Source organism: Rhodococcus sp. 11-3 (genome assembly GCF_023704055.1).
Lineage (GTDB): Bacteria > Actinomycetota > Actinomycetes > Mycobacteriales > Mycobacteriaceae > Rhodococcus > Rhodococcus aetherivorans.
Map to the genome: position 1 here is coordinate 4,137,250 of NZ_CP080406.1, position 23,840 is coordinate 4,161,089.

Annotated in this window: 12 protein-coding genes; 5 read left to right on the forward strand and 7 right to left on the reverse strand. The window is 72.0% G+C overall.

The genetic code is table 11. The features are described 5' to 3' along the window. Window positions 1-3 precede the first annotated feature (3 nt). The 5 genes from rplW to KZJ41_RS19460 form a co-directional block, all read right to left on the reverse strand. A complete protein-coding gene (gene rplW / locus KZJ41_RS19440; protein WP_003938090.1) occupies window positions 4-309 on the reverse strand; it encodes a 50S ribosomal protein L23 in 306 nt (101 codons plus the stop codon). Next, the gene (gene rplD / locus KZJ41_RS19445; RefSeq protein WP_006947148.1) at window positions 306-989 is read right to left on the reverse strand and encodes a 50S ribosomal protein L4; all 684 of its coding nucleotides are present in this window, start codon (window positions 987-989) and stop codon (window positions 306-308) included. The genes rplW and rplD overlap by 4 nt, the downstream gene beginning before the upstream one ends. Next, window positions 986-1,639, reverse strand: coding sequence for a 50S ribosomal protein L3 (rplC, locus tag KZJ41_RS19450; protein WP_006947147.1), 654 nt, complete (start codon window positions 1,637-1,639; stop codon window positions 986-988). Before rplC ends, rplD begins: the two co-directional genes overlap by 4 nt. Window positions 1,640-1,684: 45 nt before the next feature. Further along, window positions 1,685-1,990 carry a 30S ribosomal protein S10 gene (gene rpsJ, locus KZJ41_RS19455; protein ID WP_003938093.1) on the reverse strand — a complete coding sequence of 102 codons (306 nt, stop codon included), beginning with the start codon at window positions 1,988-1,990 and terminating at the stop codon, window positions 1,685-1,687. Between the two features lie 434 nt (window positions 1,991-2,424). Further along, window positions 2,425-4,101 (reverse strand): amidase, encoded by a 1,677-nt coding sequence (locus KZJ41_RS19460; RefSeq protein ID WP_373566441.1) that lies wholly within the window; start codon window positions 4,099-4,101, stop codon window positions 2,425-2,427. Between the two features lie 130 nt (window positions 4,102-4,231). Between KZJ41_RS19460 and KZJ41_RS19465 the strand changes: the two genes are divergently transcribed. The 5 genes from KZJ41_RS19465 to KZJ41_RS19485 all read left to right on the forward strand — a co-directional run bounded on the left by KZJ41_RS19465 (window position 4,232) and on the right by KZJ41_RS19485 (window position 8,866). Continuing rightward, entirely contained in the window at window positions 4,232-4,927 is a 696-nt protein-coding gene (locus KZJ41_RS19465) for a GntR family transcriptional regulator (RefSeq protein WP_006947145.1), read from the forward strand. A 131-nt stretch (window positions 4,928-5,058) separates the two neighbouring features. After that, window positions 5,059-6,060: a daunorubicin resistance protein DrrA family ABC transporter ATP-binding protein gene (locus KZJ41_RS19470; protein WP_006947144.1), complete on the forward strand. Its 1,002-nt coding sequence runs from the start codon at window positions 5,059-5,061 to the stop codon at window positions 6,058-6,060. Continuing rightward, the gene (locus KZJ41_RS19475; RefSeq protein WP_050035539.1) at window positions 6,057-6,908 is read left to right on the forward strand and encodes an ABC transporter permease; all 852 of its coding nucleotides are present in this window, start codon (window positions 6,057-6,059) and stop codon (window positions 6,906-6,908) included. The genes KZJ41_RS19470 and KZJ41_RS19475 overlap by 4 nt, the downstream gene beginning before the upstream one ends. 7 nt (window positions 6,909-6,915) lie before the next feature. Next, window positions 6,916-7,773 carry an ABC transporter permease gene (locus KZJ41_RS19480; protein ID WP_006947142.1) on the forward strand — a complete coding sequence of 286 codons (858 nt, stop codon included), beginning with the start codon at window positions 6,916-6,918 and terminating at the stop codon, window positions 7,771-7,773. A gap of 118 nt (window positions 7,774-7,891) precedes the next feature. Beyond that, window positions 7,892-8,866 carry an alpha/beta fold hydrolase gene (locus KZJ41_RS19485; RefSeq protein WP_006947138.1) on the forward strand — a complete coding sequence of 325 codons (975 nt, stop codon included), beginning with the start codon at window positions 7,892-7,894 and terminating at the stop codon, window positions 8,864-8,866. A 74-nt stretch (window positions 8,867-8,940) separates the two neighbouring features. Here KZJ41_RS19485 and KZJ41_RS19490 read toward each other — a convergent pair whose 3' ends face one another. Together KZJ41_RS19490 and KZJ41_RS19495 are read right to left on the reverse strand one after the other, a co-directional pair. Continuing rightward, a complete protein-coding gene (locus tag KZJ41_RS19490; RefSeq protein WP_006947136.1) occupies window positions 8,941-10,005 on the reverse strand; it encodes an alpha/beta hydrolase family protein in 1,065 nt (354 codons plus the stop codon). 106 nt (window positions 10,006-10,111) lie between these two features. Beyond that, the gene (locus KZJ41_RS19495; protein WP_251549425.1) at window positions 10,112-23,776 is read right to left on the reverse strand and encodes a non-ribosomal peptide synthetase; all 13,665 of its coding nucleotides are present in this window, start codon (window positions 23,774-23,776) and stop codon (window positions 10,112-10,114) included. Between the last annotated feature and the right edge of the window lie 64 nt (window positions 23,777-23,840).

The following is a 23,840-nucleotide window of genomic DNA, read 5'->3' on the forward strand; positions in this document are numbered from 1 at the left end:
CGCCTACGCGACCGGCCCTCCGAAGATCTCGATGGGCTTGCTGTCGGCCGACAGGGTCACGAGCGCGCGCTTGGTGTCCTTGCGCTTGCCGTAACCGAACCGGGTCCGCTTGCGCTTGCCCTGACGGTTGGCGGTGTTGACGCTGGTCACCTTGACGCCGAAGACCTTCTCGACGGCAATCTTGATCTGCGTCTTGTTCGAGTCCGGGTGCACCAGGAAGGTGTAGGTGCCTTCCTCCATCAGCCCGTAGGACTTCTCGGAGATGACCGGAGCCAGCAGGATGTCGCGCGGATCCGCGATCGTGCTCACTTGCTCTCCTCCTTCTCTGCCTGGGCGGACTCGGCCGGCCCGTGGATGAACGTGTCGAGCGCCTCGACGCTGAACACGACGTCGTCGCTGTAGAGCACGTCGTAGGTGTTCAGCTGGTCCGGAGCGATCGCGTGCACGTTCTGCAGGTTCTGCACGCTCTTCCACGCCGCGAGATCCTCACGGCCGACGACGAGGAGCAGGTTCCTGCGATCGGTCAGCTCCGCGAGGAAGGTGCGCGCGCCCTTGGTCGACGGCGTCTGTCCGGCCACGAGCTCGGTGATCACGTGGATGCGCTCGTTGCGGGCCCGGTCGGAGAGGGCACCGCGGAGGGCGGCGGCCTTCATCTTCTTGGGGGTGCGCTGGCTGTAGTCGCGCGGCTGCGGGCCGTGCACGGTGCCACCGCCGGCGAACTGCGGCGCGCGGGTCGAACCCTGGCGGGCGCGGCCGGTGCCCTTCTGGCGGTACGGCTTCCGGCCACCGCCGCGGACCTCGCCGCGGGTCTTGGTGGCGTGCGTGCCCTGGCGAGCCGCGGCGAGCTGCGCGACAACCACCTGGTGGAGCAGCGCGATGTTCGCGGGGGCGTCGAAGATCTCGGCGGGGAGATCGACGGTGCCGTTGGTCTGGCCGCCGGGGGCCTTGACGTCGAGCGTCAGCTTGGTTGCGGTCTCGGTGCTGGTCATGCCCGTGCACCACCCTTCACTGCGGTCTTGACGATCACGACGCCGCCCTTGCGGCCCGGGATCGCACCCTTGATCAGCAGCAGGCCGTTCTCGGCGTCCACCTTGTGGACCGAGAGGTTCTGCGTCGTGATGCGGTCGCTACCCATGCGCCCGGACATGCGGGTTCCCTTGAACACGCGGCCCGGGGTGGCGCAGCCACCGATGGAGCCCGGGCGACGGTGCACAGCCTGCGCACCGTGCGAGGCGCCCTGGCCGGCGAAGCCGTGGCGCTTCATGGTGCCGGCGAAGCCCTTGCCCTTGGAGGTGCCGGTGACGTCGACGAATGCGCCGTCCTCGAAGACCTCGGCGGTCAGTTCCTGGCCGATCTCGAAGCCCTCGGTGTCGTCGACGCGAAGCTCGACGATGTGGCGGCGAGGGGTGACACCCGCCTTGGCGAACTGGCCGGCGACCGGCTTGGTGACCTTGCGCGGGTCGATCGCACCGTAGGCGAGCTGCACGGCGCTGTAGCCGTCGCGCTCCTCGGTGCGGATCTGGGTGACCACGTTCGGTCCGGCCTTGACGACGGTGACCGGAACGACCCGGTTGTTCTCGTCGAAGACCTGGGTCATGCCGAGCTTGGTGCCCAGGATTCCCTTGATCTGGTTAGTCATGTGTTGTCTCCGCTGCGTCTTCTACAAGCTCGCTGGTCTCGAAAGTCACTGAATGTTGACGTCGACGCTCGCCGGGAGGTCGATGCGCATGAGCGCGTCGACGGTCTTGGGCGTCGGGTCGAGGATGTCGATCAGCCGCTTGTGAGTCCGCATCTCGAAGTGCTCGCGCGAGTCCTTGTACTTGTGCGGCGAGCGGATGACGCAGTACACGTTCTTTTCGGTGGGCAACGGCACCGGGCCGACCACGCGGGCGCCCGTGCGGGTCACCGTCTCGACGATCTTGCGCGCAGATGCGTCGATCGCCTCATGGTCATAGGCCTTGAGCCTGATGCGGATCTTTTGTCCCGCCACGCTTAGTGTCCTTTTCTTGCCGCGTTTCGTAGTACCCGAACGAGTCGGGAACCACCTCGTCTGCACAGTTCCACCCGAACGGCGACGGCGAACAGCACTCTTCACACTTCGTGACCGGGCGCACCCGATCCGCATGCCGCTGTTCATCTGTCATTGTTCTCCGGCACACGCGGTCGGGCGTGTCGCCCTACTGCTCGCTCCGCGGCGTCGAACCAACGCTCGACACCACGGATCGACCTGCCGGATGCACCCGTACGGGTGCAGGGAGGTACTGCTTCCGTCTTGCATGTGGCCGCGACCAGGCCGTCAGGCTCGATCCGCGACTGTCACTCGATCTCGTTCCGAGCCGCGGAAAACCGTGACCCGGTCAAGGCAACCCGACCAGTATGCAGGACCCGGTCGGCATTCTCAACTTCGCCCCGGCCGCGCGACCGTCACCACCCTCCGGTCGACAGCGTCGCGGGCGTCCGCACGGGCGCCGCCGCCCCGAGCGTGTTGGTCGGATCGGGACCCGGTCCCGGCGCCGTCGGCGTGGCCACCGGCAGCTCGCGCGGCGCCGGCGCCACGGGCGGCACGTCGCGCCACACCGGCAACGCCTCCTGCAGGGCCAGCCCCACCGAGATCAACGCGGCCTCCTGCCAGGGCAGCGCGCCCAGCTGGACACCGAACGGCAGCCCGGTCACCGCCGAGCGGCCGACCGGGAACGAAACGGCAGGGGCGCCGGTGTAATTGGCCCACTGGACGTCGCCGGCCACCCCGGACAGCACGCTCAGGCCCGCGAACGCGTCGCGGGGACAGCCGTCGTCGAGCGCGCCCGGCAACGCGATCACGTCGAGATCGTGGTCCCGGAACATGGCGTTGTACTGGTGCTGGTAGCGCAGCCGGTCGCGCTCGAGCCCGAAGTAGTCGGCCACCGGCAGCGCGAGCGACGCCACCGCCGCGCTCACGAGCGGTGCGAGATCGATGCGATAGTCGCCGAGCCGGTCCACGAACTGCCGGTGGTAGGCCCCCATCTCCGCCGTGTCGCCGGCCAGGAGCGAATCCGGTGGGTGCGGCATCGACACCGGTACGGTTTCGGCGCCCAGCGCACGCGCCGTCGCGAGGAACTCGTCGAACAGGCGCCGCAGCTCCGGGGCAAGCCGGTCGGTCGCCCCGTGCGGCACGCCGATACGGACGCCCGCGAGCGGCGCGGTCCCGGCGGGCGGCACCAGCGGATAGCCGCCCTCGGGCACGCCCGGACCGGCGGCCGTCACCGGATCGTCCGCCTCCGCGCCGGCGAGGACACCCAGCAGCAGCGAGGCGTCCGCGAGACTGTGCCCGATGGGGCCGGGGTGGTCCCGGGTCCAGGTGAGCGGGATCATCCCGTGCGAGGTGATCCGCCCGTACGTGGGCTTGATCGCCGAGACGCCGCACGAGCTGGCCGGCAGCCGCAGCGAGCCGCCGGTGTCGCTGCCGACCGACAGGGGGACGAACCGGGCCGCCACCGCGGCGGCGCTGCCGCCCGACGAGCCGCCCGGGGAGTACTGCGGGTTCCACGGGTTGGCCACCTGCGGGGTGACCACGCCGATCGCGAACTCGTCGGTGTGCACGTGACCGAGCAGGACCGCCCCGGCCTCCTGCAGCCGGCGCCACACCCCCGAATCCCCGGCGGCCACGTTGTCCCGCAGCACGTTGCTCGACGCGGTGAGCGGGAGCCCGCCCACCGCGAAGAGGTCCTTGAGCGCGATCGGCAGCCCGCACACGGGCGAGACGGGCTCGCCCGACGCCCGGGCGGCGCTGAGCCGGGTCGCCGCCGCGTCGGCGGCGGCATAGGCGAGGTCTGGATAGAGGTGGATCCATGCGCCGACGCCGCCGTCGTGGTCCCGGCTACGGCGCAGGCAGGCATCGAGGAGTTCGCGCGGGTGCAACTGCCCGGACTGCAGCAGGCTCGCCGCTTCGACCGCGCTCAGCAGGGCCGGATCGATGACCGGGACGGTCCCCGGATCGGGCAGCCGGGCCGCCGGCCGGGCGCCCGCGCGCGCAGGGTGCATCAGGCCGAGCCCGACGAGGCCACCGGCCATGGTTCCGAGAAAACGACGTCGTGACGTTTCGAAACTCACCGGTCCGACCATAACGGCGGGTAGCGGAGGCCGCAGCGCACGCGCATCCCGCGCCCCTCCCCCACGGCGCACGACCGGTGCGGAATAATCCGTCGAACGGAAGCGACCCGCGCCCCGGAACGCGGGACTGAAGGAGCGCCGAATGACATCCTCTGCCCAGTCCCGGTCGCCCGGGTCCCGGCCGCTGCGCCGCAGGCCCCAGCTGTCCGACGACGTGGCGGTGCACGTCCGCAATCTCATCATGTCGGGTGGGGTCCGGCCCGGCGACTTCATCCGGCTGGACGAGACCGCGGCCGAGCTCGGCGTGAGCGTCACCCCGGTGCGTGAGGCCTTGCTCACACTGCGCGGCGAGGGACTCGTGGAGCTCGTCCCGCACCGCGGCTATGTCGTGGCCCCGTTGAGCCGGGGCGACATCGACGACCTGTTCTGGCTGCAGGGGCAGATCGCGGAGGAGCTGGCGCGACGGGCGGCCGCGGTGATCACCCCGGACACCGTGGCCGAGCTGGCCGACCTCAACGAACGCCTGGCCGAAGCGGTGCGCAGCGGGGACGGGGCGCGGATCGAGGACCTCGAGTTCGCCTTCCACCGCACACTCAACCGCGCGACCGGCGCGCGCAAGCTGTCCTGGTTCCTGCTCAACGCCACGCGCTACACGCCGGTGCACTTCTACTCGTCCGACCCCGACTGGGGTGCCGCGGCGGTGGCGTCGCACAAGCGCCTCGTGGACGCCCTGCGCCGCGGCGACGGCGATTCCGCAGGCCGGGAGACCCGCCGGCACTTCACCGACGGGGCCGGCCGGCTGGTCCGGCACCTCGACGAGATCGGCGTCTGGAGCTGACGGACGCACGGCCCGGCGCTCGCGGAAGACCGGGGCCGCAGGCACCGGCCGGTAACATCGCGGCGTGACGGCGGGATCTACTCGTCGACGGGTCCGCAAGCGGCCGACCGAGAGTTCCACGGCGGAGAGTGATGCTGAGATACCACGACGAAGCGGTCCTCGTCGACGACCTGCACAAGTCGTTCGGGGACGTCCATGCCCTCAAGGGCATCACGTTCTCCGCCCCACGAGGCTCGGTCCTCGGCATTCTCGGGCCCAACGGCGCCGGCAAGACGACGACGGTGAAGATCCTGTCCACACTGCTGCGCCCGACCGGCGGGCGCGCGGTGATCGCCGGGCACGACGTGGTCGGCGACCCCGCCGCCGTGCGCCGCTCGATCATGATGACCGGCCAGTACGCCGCCCTCGACGAGACGCTGTCGGGCCGGGAGAACCTGATCCTGTTCGGCCGTCTGATGGGCCTCGACCGCGCGGCCGCGCGCCAGCGCGCCGACGAGCTGCTCCGCGAATTCGATCTGGTGGACGCCGGTAAGCGGGCGGTGCGGCACTACTCCGGCGGCATGCGCCGGCGCGTCGACATCGCATGCGGGCTCGTCGTGCGCCCCGAGGTCGTCTTCCTCGACGAGCCGACCACCGGCCTCGATCCGCGCAGCCGGCAGGGCGTCTGGTCCCTGGTGGGTGCGCTCAAGAAGCAGGGCATCACGGTGCTGCTGACGACGCAGTACCTCGAGGAGGCCGACCTGCTCAGCGACAACATCATCGTCATCGACCGGGGCACCGTGGTGGCGGAGGGGACGGCCAACGAGCTCAAGGCCTCCACGGGAGGCAGCTACTGCGAGATCGTCCCGGTCGACCCGAACGCGCTGCCGTGGGTGGTGCACGCCCTCGGCAACCTCGTCCCGCCCGACGTGCGCGCCGAGCTGGCCACCGCGGGCAGCAACGACCGCGTCTCGATTCCAGCGCCGCACGGCCCGGCGACGCTCGCCGAGGCGCTGCGCCGGCTCGCCCCCACCCGGATCGAGCTGGCCGACATCGGCCTGCGCCGGCCCTCCCTCGACGATGTGTTCCTCAGCCTGACCGGGCACTCGGCCGGCGCCGACACGACGTCCGCGACGACGGGAGAGCCCGCGTGACCGTCCACACGAAGAGCATCAGCGCCCAGCGGGTGCGGCACGACGCGAACATCTCGCTGCCGGAGAAGCGGGTGGGCTCGCACCGCCGGGCCGACCCGACGGTGCTCAACCAGTGGAGCGCGCTCACGATGCGCACGGTCCGCACCATGGCGCGGTACGGCGAACTCGTCGTCGCGGCGATCACCCCGGTGGTGTTCGGCCTGGGCTTCTACCTGCCGCTGAAGTTCGTGATGTCGTTGCAGGGCATCGACTACGCGCAGTACCTGATGCCGATCATCGTCCTGCAGGCGATGGCGTTCACGGCCATCTCCGCGGCGCAGCTGTCCTCGGGTGAGGCGATGACGGGACTGACGACGCGGTTGCAGACCATGCCCGTGTTCAGCGCGGTCCCGCTGATCTCACGGATGTCGAGCGCGATGCTGCGGTCCGTCGTGTCCCTGGCGGGGGCGCTCCTGTTCGGCTACGCCATCGGCTTCCGGTTCTCGGCGGGATTCGCACAGGCGGTCCTGTTCTGCGTCACCGCCCTGGCCATCAGCCTCGTCCTGTCGCTGGGCGCCGACGCGATCGGCACGCTGTCGAAGAGTCCCGAGGCCACCGCGCAGGCCCTGACGCTGCCGCAGCTGATTCTCGGCATGCTCTCGTGCGGCTTCGTCCCGGAGGAGGGCTTCCCCGAGTGGATCCGGCCGTTCGTGCGCAACCAGCCGATCTCGCAGTTCTCGTTCGCCATGCAGGACATGGCCGAGGGCGGCGTCACGTGGTCGGTCCTGTTCCCCACCGTGGCCTGGTGCGCGGGTCTCGCGCTGGTGTTCGCCCCGCTCGCCGTGTGGGCCAGCACGAGGCGGGGGTGAGCGGCAGATGAACGGACCTCCCGACATCCGTCCCGTCGACGCCAACGGCGCCGCCTTCACCTTCCCGCCGCCCGAGCACGCTCGTCCGGAGCGATCGTGGGGCGCCCTGTGGGAGCACAGCCGCATCCAGTGCCAGCGGCTCCTGCTGCGCTGGGCGCGCGATCCCGCGACGATGATCCAGGCGCTGGTCTACCCGGCGCTCACCCTGCTCATGTTCCGGGTCGTCCTGGGTAACACGGTCACCGCCGCCACCGGACAGCCCGCGATCTACGGCACGGTCCCCATGATCATCCTGGTCGGTGCCATGTTCGGGTCGGTGGTCAGCGCCGTCGGCCTGCGCACGGAGCGGCAGAGCGGCCTGCTCGGCCGCTTCTACACCCTGCCGATCCACCGGGCGGCCGGGCTGCTGGGCCGCATGCTCGCCGAGGCCGTCCGTGTGCTCGCCACGACCCTCATCATCCTGGCGGCCGGCGTCGGCCTGGGCTTCCGCTTCACCCAGGGTCTCGCCGCCGGACTCGCGATCCTCGTCATCCCCGTTCTCTTCGGCATCGGGTTCGCCCTGATGGTGACGGTCCTGGCCACCATGTCGAGCAAGCTGCCCCTCGTGGAACTGGTGTCGATCGCGTGCACCCTGCTGATGTTCTTCAACTCCGGGTTCGTGCCGGTCATGGCCTATCCGAGGTGGCTGCAGCCGGTCGTGGAGAACCAGCCCATGTCGTGTGCGATCGACACGATGAAGGCCCTGGCGATGGGCGGTCCGCTCGCGGAACCGCTGATCAAGACGCTGATGTGGTCGGCCCTCATGATCGCGGTCTTCACGATTCCGGCGATCCGGGGCTACCGGCGCGCAGCCGAGGAGGGCTGACCTCGGCGACCCCGAACGGCCGTCCCCGGCTGTTATCCTGTCCGCCGACCCGCGGCCGCACAACGGCTGCTGCAGCCACGGCACTGTCACCGCAGTGCGGCCCCTCGGAGGAAAGCCGATGAAGTATGCCCGCCGGATCACCGTCGCGGTGATGGCCGCCGCCCTGACCGCCGCCGGGCCGGCGCTGCCCACGGCCGCCGCGGACACCACCGACGCCGCCTCGTTGCCGGTGCTGCTCGAATCGATGGGGCCGAGCCCCGCGGGGGCGAACAACCTCGACTGCGTGCCCTCCCCCGAACATCCCCGGCCGGTGGTTCTCGTGCACGGAACGAGAATGGACATGACCAGCTCGTGGGCCGTGGCGGCCCCGCAGCTCGCCGACCTCGGCTACTGCGTCTACGCCCTGAACTACGGGGGCATCCGCTCGCTCGTCGACCCCGGCCTCATGATCTGGGGCGTCGGGAGCATCGAGGAATCCGCAAAGCAGCTCGGCGAGTTCGTCGATGCGGTGCGCGCTCACACCGGGGCCGATCGGGTCGATCTCGTGGGCCACTCGCAGGGTGGACCGGTCTCCCGTCAGTACCTGCGGTTCGAGGGCGGCGCGGACCCGGCGGACCCGGCCCGCAACGAGGTCGACAAGCTGGTGATGCTGGGGGCGACCAACCACGGCACCACCTTCAACGGGATGCAGCAGCTGTATTCCCTGTTCGCCCGCCTGGGGCTGGGCAACCAGGAATGGGCCACCGAGCGCGTCGCGCAGATGGTGTTCGGTATCGCCGGTCGTCAGCAGCTGATCGGATCGCGCGTGCTGGCCCGGCTCAACTCCGGAACCGAGACCCTGCCGGGGATCGACTACACGTCGATCGCCACCCGTCAGGACACGGTGGCCACGCCCCCGGAGAATGCGTTCCTGCAACCGGGCGCGGACAGCGCAGTGCACAACGTGTGGGTCGAGGACGTGTGCCCGACCAGCCCGGCCGATCACCTCGCCCTCCTGGAACTTCCGGAGTCGCTGCACCTGGTGAAGTCGGCTCTCGATCCGCACTACGCCGAGACCGTGCCCGCGCCCTGCACGGCGCCGCCCGCCGGCTGACACCCGTAGATCCCCGGCATGCGAACGGCCCCTCCCGGCGGGAGGGGCCGTTCGCATGCTCACCGCGCCGGGTGTCAGACCCCGAGGGCCCGCTGCAGCACGGGCCACGAGTCCTTCAGGTCGTCCTGCCAGTAGCCCCACGAGTGGGTTCCGGTCTCGCGGAAGTTGTAGGTGGCGGGGATGCCGAGCGTATCGAGCCGGTTCTTCAGGTTGTGGGTGCAGTAGTTGGTGGCGGCCTCGATGACGCCACCGACGACGATCTGGTTCGCCAGGACACCGGCGTCCCCGTCGATCTCCGGTCCGGTCAGCGTGTCGTACGGACCGGGCAGACCGCTGCCGTTGGAGATGTACATCTCGAGCCCGCGCAGCTTCTCGGCGTTGACGTAGGGATCTTTCTCCGCCCACGTCGGGTCGTTCGTCGGTCCCCACATGTTCTCGGTGTCGCCGCTGCCCCACGTCTCGACCGTGGTCTTGACGAACTGCTGGCCGATCGGATCGGAGGTCTGCGCGCAGCCGCTGTAGGCGGCGACACCCCGGTACAGTCCCGGCGCGGCGAGAGGCAGCTGGAACACCGAGGTGCCCGAGGTGGAGATGCCCGCGATCGCGTTGACGCCGGTGGTGCCGAGCGCACCGTCGACCAGCGGCGGGATCTCCTTGGTCAGGAAGGTCTCCCACTTGTTCACGCCGAGCTTGGGATCGGGGTTCTTCCAGTCGGTGTAGTAGCTGAACATGCCGCCGACGGGCGAGACGACGTTGACGTGCTTGTCCTTGAAGAACTCGATCGCATCGGTGCGACCCCGCCAGGTGGCCATGTCCTCGCCGCCGCCGGCACCGTTGAGCAGGTACAGCGTCGGCGCGGGCTTGCTGGTGTCGGCCGGGCGCCACACGTCCAGCAGGATCTCCTCGTCCATGGACGCCGAGTAGACCCAGACGAGCAGCTGCTGCTCTCCGTAGTTCTCGATCCTGGTGATGTACGACCCGTTCTCGGACGTGACGGCCGTGATGGGCTGCAGGGTGTCGGCCACCGGGTCGGCCGAGGCGAACGAGGCGCCCGTGAACAGCGGCAGCGCGAGTACCGCCGCCGAGATCGCGGCTGTTCCCAGCCTCCGAGCGCGGCTCCGCGACTCGACAACACTCATTCCGTCAACCTCCTCAGGCCCGGCGGGCGGGCGTCCCCAAGCCCCGGCGAACCGGGGTGCGCCCTGCGGCGCAGCATGTACTGAATCGACAGCACGGGCGTGAACGTTACCTTGCGTACCGGCCGTCAGAAACCTCACCGTTCACATCCGTCACATCGATCGCGTCACGATCCAACGCCGGCACGATCACGTCGAGGGCGGGGGGATCCATCATCGCGCCGTGCGCTCCGGGCACGAACCGATTCCGGACCCGCCCGGACACATACGGGGCCCACAGGCCCGCCGCATCCGCCTCCGTCGGGTGCTCGTCCCGCGCGCTGAAGAAGTCGACGTCGCCGGCGAAGAGCCCCGGTTCGTGCCGGTTGATCAGCTCCGGGGAGAGCACCGCCGCGGCGAAGATGCGCTGCACCCGCGGCGCGTCGAGTTCGATCAGCTCCCGGGGCACCGCGGCGGCCACAGCGTTCGCCGCCTCCGCCGGCAAACCGTCGCGCAGCGCGTCCGGATCCGCGTCCACTCCGAGACTGCGGAGGTTCTCGGCGAACTCGGCGCCGAAGCGGTCCGTGTCGATCCGCGGGATGCAGTCGAGCATCGCGAGGTGCTCGACCCGGGCGCCGCGGGCCTGCAACTCCACCGCCACCGCGTGGGCGAGCACCCCACCGAGCGACCAGCCGGCCAACCGGTACGGCCCCTCGGGACGGACCCGCGCGATCTCGTCGGCGTATCGCTGCGCGAGCGCCTCGATCGACGCCGGGACGAATCCCGGGTCCGTGAGCGCCGGCGTCTGCAGCCCGAAGACCGGCCGGCCGGGAGCGAGCCGCGCCGCCAGGGGCGCATAGGGCCAGGCCAGGCCGATCATCGGATGGATACAGAACAGCGGGGTCACGTCGGGCTCGCCGGCGCGCAGCGGCAGGACCACGGCGAGCGCCGCGTCCCCGCCGGCGTCGTCGCCGCCGATCCGTGAGGCGAACGACTCCACCGTCGGCGCCGCGAGCAACCAGGGCACCCGCACCTCCACCTCGAGCGCGTCCCGCAGGCGCGCGACGACCTGCGTCGCCACCAGGGAGTTGCCACCGAGTTCGAAGAAGTCGTCGTCGAGCCCGACCCGGTCGAGGCCGAGCACCTCGGCGAACATGTTCGCGACGGCCCGCTGCGCATCGGTCTCCGGGGCGCGGTACGGCCGCGTGGCCGTGTCCGGTTCCGGCAGCGCATCACGGTCGAGCTTGCCCACCGGCGTGAGCGGGACCTCGTCGAGGGCGACGATCGCCGACGGCACCATGTGTCCCGGCAGCGCCCTCGCCGCCGAGGCCAGCAACGCGGCGGTGTCGAGGGTCGCCGACGGCCGCGCCGTCACGTACGAGACCAACCGCACGACGCCCGCCTCGGAGGTCCGTCCGACGGTGACGGCGAAGTCGACCGCCGGATCACGGCGGAGCACGGCGTCGATCTCCCCGAGTTCGATCCGGAAGCCGCGGACCTTCACCTGGAAGTCCGACCGGCCCACGTACTCGATCTTGCCCGCCCCGGTCCATCGCACGACGTCGCCGGTGCGGTAGAGGCGGCTGCCGGTGCCGTACGGATCGGCGACGAACCGGGACGCGGTCAGCGCCGGCCGGGCGTGGTACCCCCGTGCCAGCTGGACGCCGGACAGATACAGCTCGCCGGCCACCCCGACCGGCACGGGCCGGAGCCGGTCGTCGAGGACGAGCGAGCGCGTGCCCCGGAGCGGCCCGCCGATCGTGAGCGGCCCGCCGGGGGTCAGCGGATCGCTGATGTTGGTCATGACGGTGGTCTCGGTGGGCCCGTACCCGTTGTGGAACGCCCGGCCCGGCGCCCATCGCGCGACGAGCTCCGGTGGGCACGCCTCGCCGCCGACCACGACGGTCCGCAGGTCGTCGAGGCCCGCGGGATCGACCGACGCCAGTGCCGCGGGCGTCACGAACGCGTGGGTGACGCGTTCGTGACGCAGCAGTTCCGCCAGGTCCGCGCCGCCGTAGACGGTGGGCGGTGCGATCACCAGCGTGGCCCCGGGCGCGACCGCGAGCAGCAGTTCGAGCACCGAGGCGTCGAAGCTCGGCGACGCGAAGTGCAGCGCCCGGGTGGCCGGTCCGAGGCCGTAACGCTCGCGCTGTTCGGCAGCGAAGTTGGCCAGGCCGGTGTGGGTGACGACCACGCCCTTCGGCAGCCCGGTGGAGCCGGAGGTGTAGATGACGTAGGCGGGGTTGTCCACATGCAGCGGACGCGCCCGGTCACGGTCCGTCACCGGCGCGGGCGACAGCACGGCGAGTTCGGACTCGACCTCCTCGTCGTCGAGCACCACCCACGGGATCGTGTCGGGCAGGCCGGTGCGTTCGGCGGCGACGGTCACTCCCGCCCGCGCCCCCGAGTCGGTGACCATGTGCACGACCCGGTCGACCGGGTAGCCGGGATCGACCGGCACGTACGCGGCACCGGTCTTCGCGACCGCCCACACCGAGATCACGGACTCGAAGGACCGGGTCAGTCCCACGGCCACGACGTCCTCGGGCCCGACGCCGCGGGCGATGAGCAGACGCGCGAGCCGCGACGAGCGGGCATCGAGGTCGGCGTAGGTCAGCTCGCGACCCCGGTACGACAGTGCGGTGGACTGCGGGTCGCGGGCGGCGGCCGCGGCCAGCAGGTCGGCCAGCGGCACGGCCGGTTCCGCCGGGCGTCCGGTCCGTCGGACGAGATCGTCGCGCTCGGCGTCGCCCAGGATCTCGAGCTGCCCGGTCGTGCCGGCCGTCCCGGCGACGAGGCCGCCGAGCACCCGGAGGTAGCGCTGCGCGAGGTTCTGCACGGCGGAGGCCGTGAAGGCGTCCCGGCGGTACTTGAACCCGAAGGCCAGCGACTCCTCGGCCGTGGCCACCACCGTGAGCGGATAGTGGGTGGCGTCCCGGGTGTTCACGCCGGCGACGGTCATGCCGTCGATCGAGCTGGCCTGCTCGAGGCCGCTCCGGTCGATCGGATAGGACTCGTACACGAGCAGGGTGTCGAACAACGCGCCGGTCCCCGCGAGCTGCTGGATCTCTGCCAGCCCGATGTGGTGGTGGTCGAGCAGGTCGGCCTGCTCGGCCTGCAGGGCACGCAGCGCCGCGTCGACCGCCATGTCCGGGTCGAGGCGGACGCGCACCGGAATCGTGTTGATGAACAACCCGACCATCGACTCGACACCCTCGAGCCCGCCGGGCCGGCCGGAGACGGTGGTTCCGAACACCACGTCGTCGCGGCCGGTGGAGCGGGCCACCAGCACGGCCCACGCCGCTTGGAGAACGGTGTTGACGGTGACGCCGAGCCGGCTCGCGTACTCGGTCAGCGCGGCGGTGGTGTCGGCGTCGATCGCGACGCGGTGCTCCGCGCCGCCCACGGCTCCCGCCTCGCCGTCACCGAGCACCTCGGCGAGCATGGCCGGCTCCTCGAGGCCGGCCAGCGCGTCCGCCCAGGCCCGGCGGGACCGGTCGTGGTCGCGCGCGGCCAACCACTCCAGGTAGGTGCGATACGCGGGCACCCGCGGCAGGATCGTCGCATCGGCGTCGGTCGCGTAGAGGGTGAGCAGGTCCTTCAGCAGCAGCGGCATCGACCACCCGTCGAGCAGGATGTGGTGGCTGCTGACGGCCAGCGTCCACGCGTCCGGGGCGGTGCGCACGACGAGGAAGCGGATCAGTGGCGGGGCGGCCATGTCGAACGGGACGTCCTGGTCCGCCCGCACCATCGCCTCCAGGTCGGAGCCGTCCGCGCCGACGGCGTCGACCTCGCGCCACGGCAGGGAGACGTCGTCGAGCACCAGCTGCACCGGCTCGCCGGACTCGCCGGCGACGAACGCCGTGCGCAGGTTGGGATGCCGCTCGAGCAGTGCCTCCGCCGCCCGGCGCAACCGGGCCACGTCGACCCGGCCCGCGAGGTGGAGCAGCACCTGGGTGGTGTAGACGTCGGGCCAGCCGTCGGCGAGCATCGCGTGGAAGAGCAGACCGGACTGCAGCGGGGCGAGCGGCCACACGTCGACCAGGGCGGGGTACCGCGTCTCCCACGTGTCGAGGTCGCTCTGGCCGACGTGCACGAGGGGGACGTCGGACGGCGTCAGACCGCCCGCGTCGGGTCGGGCGGCGTGGGCGGCGAGCGCCTCCAGGGCGCGCACCCACAGCTGCGCGAGTTCCTCGACGTCGCCGCGGTCGAGCAGACCGCTCGCGTATCCGAAGTTTGCGCCGAGCCGGCCGCCGATCACGACGGCGTTGATGTCGACCGTGGCCATCGCGGGCGCGTCGGCGTCGTCGCGACCCGACAGGTCGCCGAGGTCCCCGGCGGGCAGCCAGCCGAGACCGGCCGCGCCCTCGGGGATCTCGCCGGCGTCGATCCGGCCGAGGTAGTTGAAGCTGATCTGCCCGGACGGCAGCGCCCGCAGCACGGGGCCGGCGGCCGGATCGAGATAGCGCAGCAGCCCGTAGCCGATGCCCTTGTCCGGAACGGCGCGCAGGTGCTCCTTGACGGCCTTGATCGCGGCGCCCGCGGCGCGGCCCCCGGCGAACGCGTCGTCGAGATCCACCCCGGACAGGTCGAGCCGGACCGGGTAGATGGTGGTGAACCAGCCGACGGTGCGGCCGAGGTCCGCGCCGGGGACGACCTCCTCCTCGCGGCCGTGCCCCTCGAGCCGGACCAGCGCCGACGGCTCGGCGACGCCCCGGTCGCGGCGCCACCGGGCGACGGCGAGTGCCAGCGCGGCGAGCAGTGCGTCGTTGACGCCCCCGTGGAACCGTGCGGGCAACGTCGTCAGCAATGCGTCGGTCGTCGCGGGATCGACCTGGATCCGCACCTTATCCACCGTGGAGGCGAGGTCGACGGTGGGATCGAAGGGGCGCGCGCCGAGCATCGGATCGGGCCCGTCGACGATCGAGCGCCACAGCCCGAGTTCGGCCGCACGGGCCGGGACCGCGGTCTCGGCGAGGGCGTGCGCCCAGCGCCGGAACGACGTGCCGACCGGCTGAAGCTCCGGACGTCCGCCGTTCGACAGCTGCGCCCACGCCGTGACGAGGTCCGGAACGAGGATGCGCCAGGAGACGCCGTCGACGACGAGGTGGTGCGCGACGACGACGAGCCGCCCGGTGCGCGCCGCGCCCGGGTCGAGCCACACGAACTGCAGCACGACGCCCTCGGCCGGCCGCAACCGCGACTCGGCCTCGTCGAGTGCCCGCGCGGCGAGGTCTGCGAGCGCCTGTTCGTCGGTCCCGGGCGCGACCTCGATGCGGGCGACGAGCGCGTCGACGTCGACGCTGCCCGGCGGCGTGGTCGACAGCTCCCAGTCGCCGGAGCCGTTGCGGCGCAGGCGCGCCCGGAGCATGTCGTGGCGGTCGACGACGGCCGTGAGGGTTCCCACGACGCCGTCGCGGTCGATGCCGGCCGGCAGTTCCAGCGCGAGCGTCTGGGTGTAGCGATCGAATCGGCCGCCGCGTTCGACCATGAACCGGACGATCGGCGTCAACGGCATGTCGCCGACGCCGCCGCCGGGAAGCTCGGCCAGCGCGGGTACCGCCGCCTCCGCACCGACGCGCGCGACCTCGGCGAGCCCGGCCACGGTCTTGCGTTCGAACACGTCGCGGGGGGTGAAGACCACACCGCGGGCCTTCGCCCGCGACACCAGCTGGATCGAAACGATGCTGTCGCCGCCGAGCGCGAAGAACGAGTCGTCGGCACCGATCCGCTCCGCGCCCAGGACCTCCGCGAAGACCGCGGCGATCGCGACCTCGGTGGGGGTGCCGGGAGCACGGAATCTCTTGTCGCCCTTGAATATCGGAGCGGGTAGAGCCTTGCGGTCGAGCTTGCCGTTCGCGGTCAGCGGCAGCGTCTCGAGCACCACGATCGCGTCGGGAACCATGTATCCGGTAAGGAACCGGGCCACCGAGTCCAGGACCGTCGCGGGCTCGAGGTCGTGTCCCGCGCGCGGCACCACGTAGCCGACGAGGCGGTCGCCGGTGCGTTCGTCGGTGCGCACGACCGCGACGGCCTGCGCCACACCGGCGACGCCGGTGAGAGCGGCCTCGATCTCGCCGAGTTCGATGCGGAAGCCGCGCAACTGGACCTGGGAGTCGCTGCGTCCGGCGTACTCGAGCTGTCCTCGCGCGTTCCAGCGGGCGATGTCGCCCGTCCGGTACATGCGGGTGCCGGGCGCGCCGAACGGATCGGCGACGAACCGGCCGGAGGTGAGGTCGGCGCGTCCCAGGTAGCCGCGGGTGAGCTGCGCTCCGCGCACGTACATCTCCCCCGGCACGCCGACCGGAACGGGCTGCAGGCGCGCGTCGAGGACGTAGATGCCCAGCCCGGGGATGCCACGGCCGATCACGCTCGCGGCGAGTCCCGCGTCGGCCGCGGCGAGCGGCAGGTGCGAGACGTGCACGGTGGTCTCGGTGATGCCGTACATGTTGACCAGACGCGGCGCGTCCTCGGCGTGCCGGGCGTACCAGCCGGCGAGCCGCCGCAGATCGAGCGCCTCACCACCGAAGATCACATACCGTAGTGCCGGAAGGCCCGTCTCGTCGCCGTGTTCCGCGGCCGCGCGGTCCGCCTCGGCGAGCTGGTAGAACGCCGACGGGGTCTGGTTGAGCACCGTCACCCGTTCCCTGGCCAGCAGGGCGCGGAAGTCCTCGGGCGAGCGCGAGGTGTAGTGGTCGACGACGACGAGCCGGCCACCGTAGAGCAGCGGTCCCCACAGTTCCCACACGGAGAAGTCGAACGCGTAGGAGTGGAACATCGTCCACACGTCCCGCTCGTCGAACTCGAAGGCGGGCCACGTGTTCTCGAACAGTTCGAGGACCGTCCGGTGCGGAACCTGCACGCCCTTGGGACGGCCGGTGGAGCCGGACGTGTAGATGACGTACGCGAGGTTGTCGACGCGCAGCGGGGCCCGTCGTTCGTCGTCGCCGACCGGTGCGCCGGGGACCGCGGACAGATCGAGCGCCGACACGTCGATCACCTCGACGGCGGTGTCCGGCAGCGCCTCCCGATCGGTGCCGGAGACGAGCACGCAGACGGGAGCGGCGTCCGCGAGCATGAATTCGAGGCGGTCCGCCGGATACGTCAGATCCAACGGCAGGTAGGCACCGCCGGCCTGGAGCACGGCGAGGAGTCCGACGACGAGTTCCTCGGTGCGCGGCAGGGCCACGGCCACGAGGCTGTCCGGCCGCACTCCGCGGTCGATCAGGGTACGGGCGAGGCGGTTCACGCGCGACGCCAGCTCCCCGTAGGTCAGGCTGCGGTCGCCGGCGGTGACGGCGACCGCGTCGGGGGTCCGGCCGGCCTGCGCCTGGAACCGGTCGACGAGCGTCTCGCCGGCGGCGCGGGTGCCCGGCGCGTTCCACGCCTCGAGCACGACGGCCCGCTCCTCGTCCGGCAGCAGCGGGATGTCCCCGACCACCGTGGCCGGATCGGCGGCGACCGCCGCGAGCACCCGGGTGAACCGCTGGGCGAAGGCCTCCATGGTGCCGGCGTCGAACAGGTCGGTCGCATAGGTCAGCGCCACGGACAGCCCGCCCGGCGCACCGTCCTCGGCGACCACGTCCGAGACGGTCACCTGCAGATCGAACTTCGCCTGGTCGAAGGCGAAGTCGACCGGTTCGACGGCCAGGCCCGGAAGTTCGAGGCGGGTGCGCGCCAGGTTCTGGAAGCTGAGCGCGATCTGGAACAGGGGGTGCCGCGCCTGGGACCGTTCCGGATCGAGGACCTCGACGATGCGCTCGAACGGCACGTCGGCATGGCCGAACGCCTCGAGGTCGGTCTCGCGGACGCGAGCGAGGAGGGCGGCGAACGTGTCGCCGGGGCCGACCGGGGTGCGCAGCACCAGGGTGTTGACGAACATGCCGATGACGTCGTCGAGTTCGGCCTCGCCCCGCCCGGCGACGGGCGTGCCGATCACGATGTCCTCGGTGCCGGACAGCCGCGCCAGCACAGTGGCCAGTGCCGCGTGGACGACCATGAACAGCGTGACGCCGTGCCCCCGGGCGAGGGCCGTCAGCGCCGCGTGCGTGCCGGCGTCCACGGAGAAGCCGGCGACGGCACCGCGGTTCGACGCGACGGGCGGACGGGGCCGGTCCGCCGGCAGGTCGAGCTGGTCGGGGATCCCGGACAGCGTTCTGCGCCAGTAGCCGAGTTGCTGCGCGAGCACCGACCGGGGATCGTCCTCGGCGCCGAGAACCTCCCGCTGCCACAGCGCGTAGTCCGCGTACTGGATCGCCGGCGGCGCCCAGTCGGGTTCCCGGCCGGCGGCCCGTGCGGCGTAGGCGAGCATCACGTCGCGTGTGAGCGGCCCCATCGAGAATCCGTCGCCGCTGATGTGGTGCAGCACGACGACGAGCACGTGCTCCCGTTCGGACAGCCGGAACAGTCTCAGCCGCAGTGGGACTCCGGTGGTCACGTCGAATCCGGCACCGATCTCGGCGGCGACCGCGGCCGCGAGGTCGGCCTCGCTCACCGGCGTCGGCTCCAGTCCGGCGGCCGGATCCGCGGTGGGCAGGACGACCTGGCGCGCCACCCCGTCGACCTCCGGGTAGACCGTGCGCAGCGACTCGTGCCGGAACACCACGTCGTCGATCGCCGCGCGCAGCGCCCCGACGTCGAGGTCACCTCGGAGCCGGATGGCCAGCGGCAGGTTGTTCACCGCGGAGTCGGGGTCGAAGCGGTTGAGGAACCACATGCGCTGCTGGGCGAGGGACAGCGGGACGACCTCCGGTCGCGGCCGGGGGCGCAGGGCGACGCGCCCGGTCCGGCCGACCTCGGATTCGAGGCGGGCCGCGAGAGCCTCCACCTCGGGGGTCTCGAACAGCACGCGGACGGCCACCTTGGTGTCGAGCGCAGCACCGAGCCGCGCCGCGACCTGGGTCGCGACGAGCGAGTTCCCGCCGAGGGTGAAGAAGTCGTCGTCGAGACCGACGCGGGTGAGGCCGAGCACGTCGGCGAAGATGCCCGCGACGATCTCCTCGACAGGCGTGCGCGGCCCGCGGAACCCGCGGGTTTCGAACACCGGCTCCGGCAACGCCTTGCGGTCCAGCTTGCCGCTCGCGTTGAGGGGGAAGGCGTCGAGCGCGACGAGCGCCGACGGCACCATGTACGCGGGCAGGATCTCCTTGACGGCGCCGAGCAGCTGCGCGCTCTCGACCGCCGCGCCCGGGGCGGGGACGACGTATCCGACGAGCTGCTCACCGGTGGCCGTGGGCACGACGAGCGCCACGGCCTGACCGACCGTGGGCTGCGCGAGCAGAGCCGTCTCGATCTCCCCCAGCTCGATCCGCTGACCGCGGAACTTCACCTGGAAGTCGGTGCGGCCGATGTAGTCGAGGACGGGCTCGCCGCCGGCGGTGCGGCGCCACCGGACGAGGTCACCGGTGCGGTACATGCGAGCGCCGGGGGCGCCGGCGGGGTCGGCGACGAAGCGATCCGCGGTGAGGTCCGGGCGGCCCACGTAACCACGTGCGAGTTGCCCTCCGGCAAGGTACAACTCGCCGGGCACGCCGACCGGGACGGGGTGCAGCCGGCCGTCGAGAACGTACACGCGCACGTTCCACTCGGGCACGCCGATGGGCACGCTCTGCCGCTCGTCACCGGCGGGCCAGTAGGTCACCGAGACTGCCGCCTCGGTCGGGCCGTACAGGTTGTGCACCGCAGCGTCCGAGACCCGGCGGAACGCGTCGACGGTCTCGGGCGGCAGGGCTTCGCCGATCACGAACACGTGCCGCAGCGTCGAGCAGGTGCCGGCCGGCGCATGGGCGGCGAACACGGTGAGCATCGAGGGCACGAAGTCGGTCAGCGTCACGCCGTGCCGGGCAATCGTCTCGGCGACGTACACGGGGTCACGGTGACCGTCGTGGGTGGCGACGACGAGGGTGGCGCCGGCGCGCAGGGGCAGGAACCAGCCCCACAGCGACACGTCGAAGGTGGTGGCGGTCTTCTGCAGATAGACGTCGCCGCCGGTGATCTCGTACTCGTGGGCCATCCACTCGAGCTGGTTGACGATGGCCTCGTGCGAGACGCACACGCCCTTGGGGCGTCCCGTGGAACCGGACGTGAAGATCACGTAGGCGGGGGTGTCCGGGCGGATCGGGCCGGCCGGCTCGCCGTCCCGGATCGGGTCGGGCGCGTAGCACTGCAGGTCGAGGTCGTCGACCAGGACGGGGGCGACCGTGCCGGGCAGGTCCGCCGCGTCCGCGCGGGTGCTCAGGACGCACACCGGCTGTGCCGTGGCCAGGATGTGCCCGATCCGCTCGGCCGGATGGTCGGGGTCGAGCGGGACGTAGGCGCCGCCGGCCGCGATGACCGCGTAGATCGCGACCGGGAGTTCGATCGATCGCCGGATCGCGAGGGTCACCAGGGTTTCGGGTCCGACGCCGAGACCGATGAGGTGCCGGGCGAGCCGGTTGACGCGCGCGTCGAACTCGGCGTAGGTGAGCGACTCGTCACCGAAGACGACGGCCACCGCATCCGGGTGGCGGGCGACGGCGTCCCGGTACGCGGCGAGGAGCCCGGTCGCCCGGACCGGATGCACCGCACGGTCGTTGCCGACGGCGAGGGCGCGGCGCTCGGCGGTGTCGAGGAGGTCGACGTCGCCGACCACGCGGCCGGCGTCGGCGGTGAGCGCCGCGAGCATCCGCATCAGGCGGCCGGCGAAATCCCGCACCGTGGACTCGTCGAAAAGGTCTGTGGCGTAGGTGAACTGCGCCGACATTCCGGCCGGCTTCCCGGCGTCCTCCCGCGGCGAGACGGTCAGCTGCAGATCGAACTTGGCGATGGCCCCGCCGAGGTCGACGGGCTCGATCTCCACGTCCGGCAGGGTCACCTCGGCACGGTCGAGGTTCTGGAAGAACAGCGCCACCTGGAACAGCGGGTGGTGCCCGGTCGACCGCACCGGATCGAGCACCTCCACGAGCCGCTCGAACGGCAGCTCCGCGTTGTCGAACGCGGCGAGGTCGGTGTCCTTGACCCGGCCGAGCAGTTCGGCGAACGTGGCGGCCGGCTCGATGCGGGTGCGCAGCACGAGGGTGTTGACGAACATGCCGACGAGGTCGTCGAGCGCACGCTCGCCGCGGCCGGCGACGGGCGTGCCGATCGCGATGTCCGCGGTGCCCGACAGGCGCGACAGCAGCACCGCCAGCGCGGCGTGGACGACCATGAACGCGGACGTGCCGGTCGCCTGGGCGGTGGCCTCGACCGCCTCGTGCAGGGCGGCATCGACCTCGAAGTCGACGGTGGCGCCGCGGCCCGACGCCTCCACCGGGCGGGGCCGGTCGGTCGGCAGGTCGAGCCGATCCGGGAGGTCGGCGAGCGCGCCGCGCCAGAACTCGATCTCCCGCGCGGCCGGCGACGCGGGGTCGGACTCGTCACCGAGCACCGCGCGCTGCCAGAGGGCGTAGTCGGCGTACTGCACCGCGAGCGGTTCCCACGCGGGGGCCGCGCCGCCGGTGCGGGCGACGTACGCGGTGACCAGGTCCCGCACGAAGGGGGCGATGGACGCGCCGTCGGCGGCGATGTGGTGGACGACCACGACGAGAACGTGCTCGTCGTCGGCCGACCGCAGCAGTGCGACCCGCAGCGGCACCTCGGCGGTCACGTCGAAGCCGGCCGTCGCGAGCCGGGCGACCGCTCCGGGGATCTCGTCGGGCGGCGTCGGCACCGGGTCGAGGGAGTGCGCCGCCTGCTCCGGCGGGAGGACCAGCTGGGACCCGACGCCGTCGCGATCGGGATAGACGGTGCGCAGCACCTCGTGCCGGGCCACGACGTCGGCGAGGGCCCGGCGCAGGGCATCGACGTCGAGCCCCCCGCGGACGCGCAGTGCGACGGGGATGTTGTTCGCGGCCGACGCCGGATCGAACCGGTTGAGGAACCACATCCGCTGCTGTGCCAGCGACAGCGGGATCGGGTCGGGGCGCGGCCCGGCGACGAGCGGTTGCTGCGCTCCTTCCCCGACGGAGGGTTCGACGAGTGCGGCGAGACCCTCGACGGTGGACGCCTCGAACAGCAGCCGCGCGGGGACCCGGGTGGCGAGCCGCTCCCCGAGGCGGGCGGCCGCGCGGGTGGCGACGAGCGAGTTGCCGCCGAGCTCGAAGAAGTCGTCGTCGAGCCCGGCCCGCTCGGTGCCGAGCAGCTCCGTGAACACCTCGGCCACCGCGTGTTCCGCGGCGGAGCGGGGCGCGCGGTACTCGTGGGCGGGCAGCTCCGGTTCGGGCAGGGCCGCCCGGTCGAGCTTGCCGACCGGCGTCAGGGGGATCCGGTCGAGGGGCACGATCACGGTCGGCACCATGTGCGCGGGCAGCCGGCGGGCGACGAACTCGGTCAGCGCGTCGGGGTCGACGACCGCCCCCGGCACGGGGTGAACGTACGACACCAGCCGGGCCTCCCCCGACGGGGTCGGCCGTCCCACCGTGACGGCGAAGTCGGCATCGGGGTGTGCGGCCAGCGCGGCGTCGATCTCGCCGAGTTCGATGCGGAATCCGCGGATCTTGACCTGGAAGTCGTTGCGCCCCGCGTAGATCAGGCCGGTCTCGCCCGATCGGACGAGGTCACCGGTCCGGTACAGGCGGGTGCCGCCGGGCCCGGCGACGAACCGCTCGGCCGTCAGCGCGGCGCGACGGTGGTAGCCGCGGGCGAGGCCGGGTCCTTCGAGATACAGCTCCCCCACGACACCGGCCGGGACGGGGTTGAGGCGCTCGTCCAGCACGTGCGCGGTCATCCCGCGGACGGCCCGGCCGATGGTGACCTGCTCGCCGGGCTGCAGCGCGTGCGAGATGTTCGTCATGATCGTGGTCTCGGTGGGCCCGTAGCCGTTGAAGAAGCGGCGACCGGGCGCCCATCGCGCGACGAGGTCGGGTGGGCACGCCTCACCGCCCACGATCACCACGCCGAGGGTGTCCAGCCCGGCCGGGTCGACGGACGCCAGGGCGGCGGGCGTGACGAAGGCGTGGGTGACCTGCCGGCTGCGCAGCAGTTCGGCGAGGTCCTCGCCGCCGTACACCGACGGTGGGGCGATCACCATGGTGGCGCCCGCGCCGACGGCGAGCAGCAGCTCGAGGACGGAGGCGTCGAAGCTGGGCGAAGCGAAGTGCAGGGTCCGCGAGTCCGGGGTCAGCGTGTACCGCTCGACCTGCTCGGCGCAGAAACCCTCGAGGCCGGTGTGGGTGACGACCACGCCCTTGGGCCGGCCCGTGGAACCGGAGGTGTAGATCACGTAGGCGGGATGCTCCGCCCGCAGCGTCCGGACCCGGTCGTCGAGCGCGACGGGCGCTGCGGACTGCTCGGCGAGGGTGGTGCGGGTCTCGGCGGAATCGAGGGCGATCCAGGGCACGGAGCCGGGCAGGCCGGGCACCGAGGCCGCGAGGGTCAGGCCGGCCCGGGCGCCCGAGTCGTCGATCATGTGCCGGACGCGGTCGTCCGGATAGTTCGGGTCGACGGGCACGAAGGCGGCGCCGGTCTTGGCGACGGCCCACACCGACAGCACCGACTCGATCGAGCGGGGTACGGCGACCGCCACCACATCCTCCGGGCCGATCCCCCGCCGGATGAGCAGCCGCGCCAGCCGGGAGGAGGCCGAGTCGAGCTCGCCGTAGCTCAGGGTGCGGTCCTCGAACACCACGGCGGGTGCGCCGGGGTCCCGTTCGACCGCGGCGGCCAGGAGCTGGGGCAGAAGGGCGACGCGGGGTCCGCGCCGGCGTGTGGGCCGCTGCCGGACCGGCCGGCGGCTGCGTGATTCGTCCGGTCGTCGGTCCCCCGAACCGTCGACACTCATCCCCGCGTGCTCCGTCGCCGGTCGTCCTGCGCGTGCACTCCAGGCATCATCCACCTCGCGTATC

Bases quoted from the DNA above. Each gene is read 5' to 3' on its own strand.
- rplD (WP_006947148.1), bottom strand. From the start codon at position 989: ATGACCAGCACCGAGACCGCAACCAAGCTGACGCTCGACGTCAAGGCC.
- rplC (WP_006947147.1), bottom strand. From the start codon at position 1,639: ATGACTAACCAGATCAAGGGAATCCTGGGCACCAAGCTCGGCATGACC.
- KZJ41_RS19460 (WP_373566441.1), bottom strand. From the start codon at position 4,101: ATGGTCGGACCGGTGAGTTTCGAAACGTCACGACGTCGTTTTCTCGGA.
- KZJ41_RS19465 (WP_006947145.1), top strand. From the start codon at position 4,232: ATGACATCCTCTGCCCAGTCCCGGTCGCCCGGGTCCCGGCCGCTGCGC.
- KZJ41_RS19470 (WP_006947144.1), top strand. From the start codon at position 5,059: ATGCTGAGATACCACGACGAAGCGGTCCTCGTCGACGACCTGCACAAG.
- KZJ41_RS19480 (WP_006947142.1), top strand. From the start codon at position 6,916: ATGAACGGACCTCCCGACATCCGTCCCGTCGACGCCAACGGCGCCGCC.
- KZJ41_RS19485 (WP_006947138.1), top strand. From the start codon at position 7,892: ATGAAGTATGCCCGCCGGATCACCGTCGCGGTGATGGCCGCCGCCCTG.
- KZJ41_RS19490 (WP_006947136.1), bottom strand. From the start codon at position 10,005: ATGAGTGTTGTCGAGTCGCGGAGCCGCGCTCGGAGGCTGGGAACAGCC.
- KZJ41_RS19495 (WP_251549425.1), bottom strand. From the start codon at position 23,776: ATGAGTGTCGACGGTTCGGGGGACCGACGACCGGACGAATCACGCAGC.